Annotated in this window: 11 protein-coding genes and 3 pseudogenes; 7 read left to right on the top strand and 7 right to left on the bottom strand. The window is 62.3% G+C overall.

Features of this window, described 5'->3' with window-relative positions:
* On the bottom strand, nt 1-257 hold a 257-nt coding region (locus tag G524_RS0111885), incomplete at its 3' end, for a transposase (RefSeq protein ID WP_027443896.1).
* 79 nt (nt 258-336) lie between these two features.
* Here G524_RS0111885 and G524_RS16710 point away from each other — a divergent pair.
* A pseudogene (locus tag G524_RS16710) lies at nt 337-495 on the top strand (YnfA family protein); the annotation flags it as partial.
* A 30-nt stretch (nt 496-525) separates the two neighbouring features.
* Here the strand turns inward: G524_RS16710 and G524_RS0111880 are convergent.
* The 6 genes from G524_RS0111880 to G524_RS0111860 all read right to left on the bottom strand — a co-directional run bounded on the left by G524_RS0111880 (nt 526) and on the right by G524_RS0111860 (nt 5,582).
* Nucleotides 526-954 (bottom strand): DUF411 domain-containing protein, encoded by a 429-nt coding sequence (locus tag G524_RS0111880; RefSeq protein WP_027443895.1) that lies wholly within the window; start codon nt 952-954, stop codon nt 526-528.
* Nucleotides 955-1,087: 133 nt separating this feature from the next.
* The gene (locus G524_RS16890) at nt 1,088-1,288 is read right to left on the bottom strand and encodes a hypothetical protein (protein WP_086620087.1); all 201 of its coding nucleotides are present in this window, start codon (nt 1,286-1,288) and stop codon (nt 1,088-1,090) included.
* Between the two features lie 419 nt (nt 1,289-1,707).
* Entirely contained in the window at nt 1,708-2,763 is a 1,056-nt protein-coding gene (locus tag G524_RS0111875; protein WP_027443894.1) for a copper resistance protein B, read from the bottom strand.
* Nucleotides 2,760-4,514 carry a copper resistance system multicopper oxidase gene (locus tag G524_RS0111870; protein ID WP_027443893.1) on the bottom strand — a complete coding sequence of 585 codons (1,755 nt, stop codon included), beginning with the start codon at nt 4,512-4,514 and terminating at the stop codon, nt 2,760-2,762. Before G524_RS0111870 ends, G524_RS0111875 begins: the two co-directional genes overlap by 4 nt.
* Nucleotides 4,515-4,575: 61 nt before the next feature.
* Nucleotides 4,576-5,145: an RNA polymerase sigma factor gene (locus G524_RS0111865; protein ID WP_027443892.1), complete on the bottom strand. Its 570-nt coding sequence runs from the start codon at nt 5,143-5,145 to the stop codon at nt 4,576-4,578.
* Nucleotides 5,142-5,582 carry a Spy/CpxP family protein refolding chaperone gene (locus G524_RS0111860; RefSeq protein WP_027443891.1) on the bottom strand — a complete coding sequence of 147 codons (441 nt, stop codon included), beginning with the start codon at nt 5,580-5,582 and terminating at the stop codon, nt 5,142-5,144. The genes G524_RS0111865 and G524_RS0111860 overlap by 4 nt, the downstream gene beginning before the upstream one ends.
* A 413-nt stretch (nt 5,583-5,995) precedes the next feature.
* Here G524_RS0111860 and copC point away from each other — a divergent pair, with 413 nt between their 5' ends.
* The 6 genes and pseudogenes from copC to G524_RS0111825 form a co-directional block, all read left to right on the top strand.
* Nucleotides 5,996-6,379, top strand: coding sequence for a copper homeostasis periplasmic binding protein CopC (gene copC, locus G524_RS0111855; RefSeq protein ID WP_027443890.1), 384 nt, complete (start codon nt 5,996-5,998; stop codon nt 6,377-6,379).
* 4 nt (nt 6,380-6,383) lie between these two features.
* Nucleotides 6,384-7,316 carry a copper homeostasis membrane protein CopD gene (gene copD / locus G524_RS0111850; RefSeq protein WP_027443889.1) on the top strand — a complete coding sequence of 311 codons (933 nt, stop codon included), beginning with the start codon at nt 6,384-6,386 and terminating at the stop codon, nt 7,314-7,316.
* Nucleotides 7,317-7,380: 64 nt separating this feature from the next.
* On the top strand, nt 7,381-9,726 hold the full coding sequence (locus tag G524_RS0111845) for a heavy metal translocating P-type ATPase (protein WP_027443888.1): 2,346 nt from the start codon (nt 7,381-7,383) through the stop codon (nt 9,724-9,726).
* Between the two features lie 90 nt (nt 9,727-9,816).
* Nucleotides 9,817-10,562: pseudogene (locus G524_RS16705) on the top strand (IS5 family transposase).
* A gap of 54 nt (nt 10,563-10,616) precedes the next feature.
* Nucleotides 10,617-10,730: pseudogene (locus tag G524_RS16885) on the top strand (IS6 family transposase); the annotation flags it as partial.
* A 119-nt stretch (nt 10,731-10,849) separates the two neighbouring features.
* The coding region (locus G524_RS0111825) for an IS5 family transposase (protein ID WP_036857918.1) at nt 10,850-11,115 on the top strand (266 nt) is incomplete at its 3' end.

Raw genomic sequence — 11,115 nt, 5'->3', positions numbered from 1 at the left:
ACCGCGTCCCCGTCGATCACCGCTTCGGCGAATACCGGCGTGGGAAGCGCATCCGGCGCCTCGGCCTCCTGCGCCGCGCCTGCATCGAGCAACTTGCGCCGCCAAGTGTAGATCAGCGCCGAGGAGATATCGTGCCGCCGACACACCTCGGCAACGCAGGCGCCAGGCGCGAACGCCTCGGAAAGGATCCGCAGCCGTTCTTCCTCGCTCCACCGGCGCCGCCGCTCCGGCCCCGAAAATACCGTCACCTGACCCATCGACCACTCCTAAGCGCGCTCAAAAGAGCACGCTAAAGAGCGCTCGCTACCTACCCGCGCAAGGCGGCCCCCGCCGGATGGATACGCCTTTGCCGCCTATGGCGGCGTCTACATCGTCGCGTCGCTGGTCTGGCTCCAAGTCATCGAGGGTGTAGCTCCCGATCGCTGGGATATACTGGGCGGGCTGATCTGTCTCGCCGGGGCGGGATTGATCCTGTGGGGACCAGGCCGAGGGTGAATTGAGCGCCGCAACCGATCAATGCGGCAACTAGTGCTGCGCGTATACGCTGGTGCGCGCGGCCCCGAAGGCTATGACGTTAAACCGCTGTGGGCGAACGCCGGACACCTCCATGCCGGGCGAACCGATCGGCATGCCTGCGACCGCAAGCCCGCGAACACCATTCGGGCGGTTCGCCAGCACGCGGCGCATGTCAATAATGGGAACGTGTCCCTCAAAGGCGATCCCGTCTACAATCGCAGTGTGACATGACGCCAGGCTTGCCGGAAGACCCACGTGCCGCTGGAACGCAGCACGGTCCGCGTCATCAATGATCCGCACATTTCTGCCGAAGGCTTGGCGGACCCGGGCGGCCCATTGTTCGCAGCAACCGCATCCTGGATCGCGGTGCATCAGGATGTCACCTGCCGCGAGTGCGGGGGTCGAAAACAACGCCAGTGCCAGGACAAGCTTTCGCATGTATAATCTCCTCATTCGCAGGCGGCGCTGAATCGCAACGGCGTCAACTGTCAATTATAGCCAGAATGCGCTTTGGCCGGTAGTCACATGGCAATGCGCGGAGGGTGGCTAAGCACCCTCCGCGCACCATTGCTTACTTGTGATCCACGCCGCTCATGTCGTGACGAGCATGCTGACCAGCCTGCTCGCCATGCTCCTTGCAGCAGGCCATCTGGCCGTGTTCGCCCTTCTTGCAGCAACAGCACGGCTTTTCTGGCGTAGGCGCAGGCTCGGCTGCAAACGCGGCAGTAGAAAGCGAGAGCGCGAGGACGCCCAGCAGATACTTGGACTTCATGTGTATTCTCCAGATAAGATTGAAGCGGATCAGGAAACCGGCTGGCGCGGGGACGGTGTCGGTGGCTCTTGCTTCAAGCCGGACAGGCTTCGGGGCGCCCGGATCTCCGGGCCGACCCGGTCCCATCGCATGACATTCAGATTGGTGCCAATGGCAGGCGCAGCAAAAAGGCACGCGTGACAGACCCGCACCACGTCCGGTGCGCCATGATCATGTGAGCGGTCGCCGCGTTCTGGCATGTCGCCACATGCCATGTTGGCGGACTGGATCGAAGCCGCTGCCGGGGTGGCGCAAAACGGTCCTGCGCCGAACGCCAGTCCTAGAGTAACCATGAGAGCGACGACCGACTTCATAGGATCAAGTCCTGCTTCATTGCGACCCGTCGGTCCAGCCAAAGCCTTGGTGCCTTGCTATCGGTATCAGAACCACACCCTCAGGCCAGCGGCAAAACTGACCACATCCGGATCTTCTCCTGCGAACCGTGCCAACCGCGCGGTGTCGCCCGCCTTCCGGCTCCATTCCACGCCAACATAGGGCGCGAACTCGCGCCGGATCTCATAGCGCAAGCGCGCACCCAGTTCGAAATCGGTGAGTCCCGATCCGACGCCGATCGCAGGCATGTCCTGAGCCGAGAAATTGAGTTCCGCGCGGGGCTGGAAGATCAGGCGCTGGGTGATCCGCTCATCGTAACTTCCCTCAAGGCGAGCCCGTATGTCACCCTTGTCGGAGAGGAACATCTGCCCCGTCAAATGAAACCAGTACGGCGCGATCCCTTCGACGCCGACAACGGCATACGTTTGCGAGGGATTGGGTGCTATATCGTGCCGCAAGCCGACATGCGCATTCCAGAACGGCATGATGGCACGTGAATAGAGTGACTGGATTTCCAGATTCTCGATCGGCTCGCCGAATGCGCCCTCGCCCTCCGTTTTGATCAGGAGGCGATTGACGTCGCCGCCGAACCAGGCCTCGCCAGCCCAGCGATAACCGTCCCTGCCCTTGCGCACGTGGAATTCGGCGAGATCGAAGAGCACCATCGACCCAATGAAGGCACCAATCTCCCGCCCTAGGGCCTCTCTCGCACGCGCCATTTCGACGGGATCGAAGAAGCTGTCGGCGGCATGGTCGCCTGGCGGCGCAGGGGCGGGAGCAGTTCCGATTCCCGGATCACCCTCGGGAATGCCCGCCATGGCATTCATATCATGGCCGGAGTGATCTATCGCTTCAGGCCGTGGCGCAGTCGCTGGCTTAGGCTCGGCAGCGTGTCCGGCATGGGGATCGACTGCGACAGGCGCGGGAACGGCAGCTTCGGGCTGACTATGGCCGGAATGGTCCATTGCAACCGGCGGGGCCTCGCCTCGAGCAACTGTGCCGGCCGCATCCTTCATTTCCATGCCTGGCATGGTGGCTTGGGCCCCCGCAAAGCCGGGCGTCACCAGCAAGACACAAGCGATGATGATATGGGTCGCCTTCACGCCGCGTCTTCCTCGTGGCGCACGGTCACGACCCGGAACATCCCCGACATCATGTGCAGCAGCATGTGACAGTGGAACGCCCAGTCGCCGAGTTCATCGGCCGTCAGGTCGAACGAGACCTTACCGCCCGGCAGGACATTGACCGTGTGCTTCAGCGGATGATGGCCCGCATTACCAGTGACCAGTTCGAAGAAATGACCGTGCAGGTGAATCGGATGCGGCATCATCGTGTCGTTTATAAGATTGACGCGCACCCGCTCCATGTGGCGGAACGGGATCGGCTCAGTGTTCTCGCTGAACTTTTCGCCGTCGAAGGACCACATGTAGCGCTCCATGTTGGCGGTCAGATGGATGTCGATCTCTCGCGACGGCGTGCGCTTGTCGGGATTGGGGGTCAGCGATTTGAGGTCACGATAAGTCAGCACCCGGTGATCGACTTTCTCTAGGCCCGTCGGGCGTTCGCCTGTGCGGTCCATCGGCATTGGCGAAAGCGTTGCCACGCCTGGCCCCAGTTTGACCTGCGGCGCGACCGCCGGATCGCGCATCTTCATCGAGCCGTGATCCACCCCGGGCATCGCGTGGCCCATCGCTGCGTGATCAGCTACACTCGCATCGGCACCGGGTGCAGACATATCGCCCATGCCCATGTCTTTCATGGACAGCAGCGGGCGTTCGCGGATCGCCGGGATTGGCGCGACCATGCCGAGGCGCGGAGCAAGCGTGGCGCGCACCTGACCGGAGCGGTCGATGGCTTCGGCGATGAAGCCATAAGCCTCATCACTCCTGGGCTCCACTATGACGTCATAGGTCTCGGCAATGCCGATCTGGAACTCGTCGGTCTCGACTGGCTGCACGTTCTGCCCATCGGCGGCAACCACCGTCATCGCAAGGCCCGGAATCCGGACATTGAAATTGGTCATGGCGGCGGCATTGATGATGCGCAGGCGCACCCGCTCGCCGGGGGCGAACAGTCCGGTCCAATTCGCGGCGCTGTCATGCCCGTTGACCAGGAAATGATAGGTTGCGCCGGTGACATCCGAAATGTCTGTCGGGTCCATCCGCATCTTGGCCCACATACGGCGCTCGGAAGCGGACTGGTCTTTGCCATCGAGCAATCCCGAAAAGGTCTGCTTTTGCATGTTGAAATAGCCGGGCTGGGCCTTCAACTTCCGCAACTGGGTGTGCGGATGCATGAAGCTCCAGTCGGCGAGCATGATTACATGTTCGCGGTCATAGACCACCGGATCGGGCGCGGCGGGATCGATGACGATCGCGCCATACATGCCCAACGCTTCCTGCATGCCGGAGTGGCTGTGATACCAATAGGTGCCAGACTGCCTGACGGGAAACTCGTACACGAAGGTCTGTCCGGCCTTGATCCCGGGAAAGCTCACTCCCGGCACGCCGTCCATCTGGAAAGGCACGAGCAACCCGTGCCAATGGATCGAGGTTTCCTCGTTGAGTGTGTTGTTCACTGCGAGGCGAACCATTTGGCCCTCCTTCAGCCGGATGACCGGGCCAGGTGTCACACCATTGATGCCGATGGCATGCCCGTCACGTCCACCGACCCTGAGCGAGGCATGGCCGATGGATAGTGCGATTTGCTCCCCGGACAACACGGCCATCGGGGCACCAAGACCAGAAGTTCCGCTGCGCGCCCAGGCCGGGAGCGCTGCCGAAAGCGCAAGGCCCCCGCCTCCCAAGGCAGCCGAACGGATGAGTGTACGGCGATCAAGCGCAAAAGAGTGCATGAATGGTGTCCGGTGAGATTGACGGCTTCAACGTCCTATACGCAGCCGCTTTCCCTACCCCTCAGATCTGGTTGCCAAGCATCGCCTTTAATTTTCCCCTGGCCCGATAGAGGCGGGTCTCGACCGTCTTCTCGCTGACTCCCAGCACCTCTGCGGCTTCAGCCTGGCCGAGGCCGTCGATCGTGCGGAGGACCAGCGCCTCGCGCAGACGGGACGGCAAGCGCGATATGGCCGCGGTCACGCGCGCCAGTTCGGTCCGGTCCGCGGCTTGCACGTCGGCAGGAATGGAATCATCCGAAACTTCGAAAGCCATCTCCAGCGGCGCTGCTCGCGTGAAGAAAGCCCGAACCTTTCTCCGCCTCGCCCAGTCCCGGCACTTGTTGAGCGCGATGTGCTTAAGCCAGACCAGGAAAGGGCGCTCATGGTCGTAGCGTCCAAGCGACGAGAACGCGGCGATGAAGGTTTCCTGGGTGATATCAAGTGCCTCGTGCGGGTCGCCGACCGACGCTCGCACCAGACGAAAGACAGTTTCACGGTGGCGCGCCAGCAGTTCGCGATAGGCGTCTTGCCGACCGGCGAGCGCCAGTGCCGCGAGCTCGCCGTCGCTTCCGTCGGACAGCGAAAGGCTCACGGCAATTCCGGGGTCAGGGCTCTGGTAACCGACCGGTCGAACCTGGCCGCCTGATCGGGCCTCAGGACGGCGCGCATGGCAAAGAGATGCTCCAGTGTTTCCTTCTGCATCTCACCCATGACCTTGTGGGTATGGTCGATGGCGGCGGTGACTTCCGGACCATAGCCATGTTCCGCTTCTATCGCTTCGGCCAGACGGGCATTGGCCGCCCGCATCTCCAGCTCAAGCACCTTGCGGCGGGTGGCAAAACGCTGCTCGATTGCTTCAATCTTTGCTTCCTGTGCGGCATCGAGTTCGAGTTCGCGGTGCAGCAGTGCGTGGAGTTCGGTCTCGCTCTGCCCTTCCGGAGCGAACAGGACGCGACCGGCATAAGTTCCGGCCAGCGCCGCCGCAAATGCAACAAGCCCGATAACGATCAGCCGCCTGGTCCAATTCACGGGTGCACATCCAGCAAGGTTGAAGGTGCGAGCAGATTGTCGGGGGCAAAGGGTGAGAGTGGCTGAGCTGTGGCGGGTTCGCCGCCCGCCAGTCCACCACCCGCTATGCCAACCGCCAGGGCGAGGGCTGCGGCAAAGCCCGTCAGCCGAGACCCGGCCGCAGCCTCGCGGCGGCTCGCAGCCACTCCGGCAAGCACTTTGTCGTCGATTGTCGCCAGCCCCGAAGGGGCCGGAAGTGTGGCCAAACGGCGGAGCGCCTGATCAAGATCTGACATGGTGAGTCTCCCAAGGTGTCGACATCCAATACGAAGCCATTTCCCCGATCCCTCAGAAAAACCGAACCCGCCCAATTTGAGGGATGCTGTTCCGGCGCGCGTATTTCATCCTGGTAGCCAATTCCAAGGAGTTTCCTCATGCGATTGATCAGCCTTGCCCTCGCCGCCGCGGCTCTGGGTCTTATGGTCCCGCAGCTTGCCAGCGCGCATACGCGGCTTGTGTCCTCGACCCCGGCCGCCAATGCAACGGTCGAAGCACCAACGAGGATCGAACTGCGCTTTAATGAGGCGGTGATCGGCGCAACGGCACGGGCCGAGATCGCGATGACGGGAATGCCGGGTATGGCAAACCATGCGCCGATGCCGATCACGGGTTTCACCGTGCAGCTGGGCAAGGACCGGAAATCGATGACTTTGCTGCTCCGCCGCCCGCTCGCCGCCGGCACTTACCGCGTGACCTGGAGCGCGGCCGGAGCCGACACGCATCGCATGGACGGCAACTTCAGCTTCACCGTGCGCTGAAGGCATGGACAGTCCGCTTGTTATCGCCCTCCGGTTTGCGCTTTACGCCGACCTGATGGTGCTGGTAGGTGTGACGGCCTTCTCGCTTTACGCGCTGGAACCCGAAGAGCGAGGCACTGCCTTGCTGCCGCTGGCCAAACCTGCCCTCATCCTTTCGCTACTCGGGCTGCTGCTGTCTGGCACCGGCATGATTGCGCTTGTCGCAGCCATGATCGGAACAAGCTTCTGGGCAGTCGATGCCTCAACCTTCGGGCAGATAGTTACGCAAAGCGCCCTAGGCAGTGCCTGGATCGTGCGCATGGCAGCACTATCAATTGCCTTGGTTGCCGCGCTCGCGCTCGACCGAAGCCCACATATTGCCAGGCACTCTCTGCTTGCTTCGACTGCGCTGGCGGTCGCCACGCTGGTCTGGACGGGCCATGCCGGCGCAACCGAAGGGTGGACCGGCTCCCTCCACCGCCTGAGCGACATCGTTCACATGCTGGCGGCAGCTGTATGGATCGGCGGAATCGCCGCCTTCTCCTGGCTGCTTTTTCAGCCATTGGCCCGCCAATCCGATATGCAGATCAGGATCGCGCATCGGACCCTTGAACGATTTTCGCGGGTCGGGACGCTTGCGGTCGGGTTGATCGTTCTCACGGGCCTCACCAATAGCCTGATCCTGATGGGCTTGCCTCACCCGGACACCTTGTTCGCTTCGCGCTACGGCCAACTCCTGCTCATCAAGCTCGTCCTGTTTGCTGCTATGCTGGTGCTGGCGGGTGCCAACCGCTGGCGGCTGACACCCGCTCTTGGTGCAGCCATCGCCGACGGCAATCCGGCCACCGCGTTACGTGGCCTTCAACAAAGCCTTGTTATGGAAATGGGCGCAGCACTTTTGATCCTCGCCGTGGTGGCCTTGTTGGGTACGCTGGAGCCGATCATGGCGAACGGGTAAATTGCCTCGTGACCCTGACGTGATGTCAAGGTTGATGAGAGGTGCGACCAGAGGAGCACGAAGTATGACCGAGTCGCATCACGACCATGCGAAATGCGCCCATTCCGGATCGAAGGCTCCAGGAATGGTGATTGACCCCATCTGCGGAATGAGCGTTGACCCTGCGACGACGACGCATGTCGCCACCCATGACGGCGCCCATCACTACTTCTGCAGCTCTGGCTGTCTGACCAAGTTCGAAGCTCATCCGGCGCGCTATGTGATTGATGCGCCGCGCCCGACAGAACCGGTGCCAGAAGGCGCGATCTGGACCTGCCCGATGCATCCGGAGGTTCAGCAAGCAGGGCCGGGAAGCTGCCCGATCTGCGGCATGGCCCTGGAACCGATGACCCCGACGCTCAGCGATGGACCGTCACCGGAATATGCCGACATGAAGCGGCGCTTTGTGATCGGGCTCATCCTCGCCTTGCCGGTAGTGGCACTCGAGATGGGCGGACACTTGAGAGGACTGCGCCATTATCTGGATGGGAACATCGGCAACCTGGTTCAGATGGTGCTGGCAACGCCAGTGGTTATCTGGGCTGGCTGGCCCTTTTTTGAACGCGGCCTGGCCTCGATCAAGAGCCGCAATCTCAACATGTTCACCCTGATCGCGATGGGGACCGGAGTCGCTTGGGCCTACAGCATGGCGGCGACGCTCGCGCCTGGCATTTTTCCGGCCGCGTTTCGCGCGATGGACGGCTCGGTCGCGGTCTATTTTGAGGCGGCAGCGGTCATTACCGTCCTGGTCTTGCTTGGCCAACTGCTTGAACTGCATGCCCGCGAGACGACCAGTGGCGCAATCCGCGCATTGCTCGACCTTTCGCCCAAGCTCGCCCGCCGGGTTCGTCCCGATGGCAGCGACGAGGAGATCACCCTCGACCAGGTAATGGTCGGCGACACTTTGCGCATTCGCCCTGGCGAAAAGGTGCCGGTCGATGGCGTGGTGCTGGACGGCCGCGGCACGGTCGATGAATCGATGGTGACTGGCGAGTCCATGCCGGTGATCAAGGAGGCAGCGTCGAAGCTGATTGGCGGCACGATAAATCAGACCGGTGGCCTCGTGATGCGCGCCGAGAAGATTGGGCGCGACACCATGCTGGCACGCATCGTCCAGATGGTGGCAGAAGCCCAGCGCAGTCGTGCGCCAATCCAGCGGCTTGCAGATGCCGTGTCTGGCTGGTTCGTGCCGGCGGTGATCGCTGTCGCGGTGATCGCATTCGTCGTCTGGTCCCTGGTCGGCCCGTCGCCGGCGATGGGCTATGGCCTGATTGCAGCGGTGACCGTGCTGATCATCGCCTGTCCCTGTGCGCTTGGTCTAGCAACCCCGATGTCGATCATGGTGGGGGTCGGACGCGGTGCCCAGGCCGGTATCCTTATCAAGAATGCCGAGGCGCTCGAACGCATGGAAAAGGTCGATACCCTTGTCGTCGACAAGACCGGCACGCTCACCGAAGGCAAGCCTGCGGTGGTCGCGATCGAGACGGCCGAGGGGTTCAACAGCCAAGAGGTTCTGCGCCTTGCCGCCAGCCTCGAACGCAGCAGCGAGCATCCGCTGGCCCTGGCCATTGTCCGGGATGCAGAAGCCAAGGGTCTCGCAATCAGTGAACCTGGCGACGTCGATCAGCCCGTCGGCAAGGGCATCACCGGCATCGTCGATGGACATCGGCTTGTTGCTGGCAATGCCCGCTTTCTTGAGGAGCAGGGTATCTCGACTGCCCAACTGGCGAGGCGTGCTGACGCCCTGCGCGCTGAAGGGGCGACCGCAATTTTCCTTGGCATTGATGGCCGTGCTGCGGGTGCCATCGGCATTGCCGATCCGGTTAAACAGACCACGCCTGCCGCGCTCAAGGCGCTGGCCGAAGCGGGCATCCATGTCATCATGTTGACCGGAGACAATCGCATCACAGCTGAGGCCATCGCGCGGCGGCTCGGCATTGACGACATCGAAGCCGATGTCCTGCCCGATCAGAAGAGCGCGATCGTGAAGCGCTTGAGGGACGAAGGCAGGATCGTGGCGATGGCAGGCGACGGTGTGAACGACGCCCCCGCGCTTGCTGCTGCCGATGTCGGCATCGCCATGGGCACCGGCACAGACGTTGCGATCGAAAGCGCGGGCATCACACTGCTCAAGGGCGATTTGACAGGGATAGCGCGTGCCCGGCACCTAAGCCACGCAACCATGACCAACATCCGGCAGAACCTGTTCTTCGCCTTTGCCTACAACGTCGCTGGTATCCCGGTGGCTGCGGGCGCGCTCTACCCGCTGTTCGGCATCATGCTTTCACCGATCATCGCAGCGGCTGCAATGGCACTTTCCTCGGTCAGCGTCATCGGCAATTCGCTGCGTCTCAGGAGGATTGCGTTATGACCCTGTTAGGGTCAAAACCCAATCAGCCTCTTGAAAGTCTGCGAGCACATTGATTCAAGGACACTCCGCTGAAACAGGAGGCTGTTGGGAATGTCGCGTTCGTTGTTCTGGTTGTCGGATGAAGCATGGGTTGCGATCGAGCCGCACCTGCCGAAGAACCAGCCCGGAGCGCGGCGTGTCGATGATCGCCGGGTGATCTCGGGCATCATCCACATGCTCAAGTGCGGTGGCCGCTGGGCGGACTGCCCACCCGAATACGGCCCTTCGACGACGGTCTACAATCGCTGGAACCGGTGGAGCCGCCGGGGCATCTGGACACGTATCCTGGCGGCGCTGACAGAGGAAGGCTGGATCGCGGAAACAGGCCAGATCGATAGCAGCTATATCAAGGCACACCGCTCTGCCGGTGGCGCAAAAGGGGGGCGCGGGCCAATGCCATTGGCATCTCGCGTGGCGGCAGGACAACGAAGATCCACGCCCTTGTCGATGTCCTCGGGCGACCACTCCGCCTCGTCCTGACGCCCGGCAATACATCTGACGTGAAGGGCGCAGACCTGCTGATCGGCGAGACCATCGGCATGAAGCGCGTGATCGCTGACCGCGGCTATGACGCGAACCGCATCAGGGCTGCCTTGCGCGAGCAGGGCACCATCCCGGTGATACCAGGTCGGCGCAACCGCAAGCGCCCAATCCAATATGACGAACGCCGTTACAAGGACCGCTGGCGGGTCGAGGCCATGTTCTGCCGTCTCAAGGAGTTGGCTTCGCCGCCCTTCGGGTCCGCCGGATTGCCACCCGCTACGACAAGCTCGCCAGAAACTTCCTGTCAGCCGTAAGCCTCGCCGCAGCCGTGGCCTTCTGGCTCTGAACGAGTCTGGACCCTAGTGGTGATGATGTATGTCCGCTTCCCGCTGTCGTTGCGGAATGTCGAAGACCTGCTGTTCGAGCGCGGGATCGACATCTGCCACGAAACCGTCCGCTTCTGGTGGAACAGGTTCGGCCCGATGTGCGTCTTGCAGGTGCAGCTTTCGCCTGGCTGGGCGATCGCTAGGCCGTAAACTCATAAACTGGCTTGCGTGGACGGCAAGTGATTGATTCAAGGTTCGGGAAAGGAGCCTTGGATATGCGCCGTCGTTTTGACCTGACAGATTTCGAGTGGTCGGTGATTGAGCCGTTGCTGCCGAACAAGAGCCGTGGCGTGCCTCGGGTGGATGATCGCCGGGTGATCAACGGGATATTGTGGCGGTTTCGCACCGGCAGCCCCTGGGCGGACATTCCCGAACGCTATGGGCCTTACACGACCTGTTACAACCGGTTCGTGCGCTGGCGCAAGGCGGGGGTATGGGATCGGCTTCTGGCGGCGGTTTCCCGGGCTTTCGACGGCGAACT

It is taken from the genome of Erythrobacter cryptus DSM 12079 (assembly GCF_000422985.1).
Taxonomy (GTDB): domain Bacteria; phylum Pseudomonadota; class Alphaproteobacteria; order Sphingomonadales; family Sphingomonadaceae; genus Erythrobacter; species Erythrobacter cryptus.
The sequence above is the reverse complement of the archived record's forward strand: the minus strand, read 5'-3'. Positions and strand labels throughout refer to the sequence as shown.

Excerpts from the sequence above, each read along its gene's own strand:
- G524_RS0111870 (WP_027443893.1), bottom strand. The coding sequence starts at position 4,514 with ATGCACTCTTTTGCGCTTGATCGCCGTACACTCATCCGTTCGGCTGCC.
- copD (WP_027443889.1), top strand. The coding sequence starts at position 6,384 with ATGGACAGTCCGCTTGTTATCGCCCTCCGGTTTGCGCTTTACGCCGAC.
- G524_RS0111845 (WP_027443888.1), top strand. The coding sequence starts at position 7,381 with ATGACCGAGTCGCATCACGACCATGCGAAATGCGCCCATTCCGGATCG.
- copC (WP_027443890.1), top strand. The coding sequence starts at position 5,996 with ATGCGATTGATCAGCCTTGCCCTCGCCGCCGCGGCTCTGGGTCTTATG.
- G524_RS16890 (WP_086620087.1), bottom strand. The coding sequence starts at position 1,288 with ATGAAGTCCAAGTATCTGCTGGGCGTCCTCGCGCTCTCGCTTTCTACT.
- G524_RS0111880 (WP_027443895.1), bottom strand. The coding sequence starts at position 954 with ATGCGAAAGCTTGTCCTGGCACTGGCGTTGTTTTCGACCCCCGCACTC.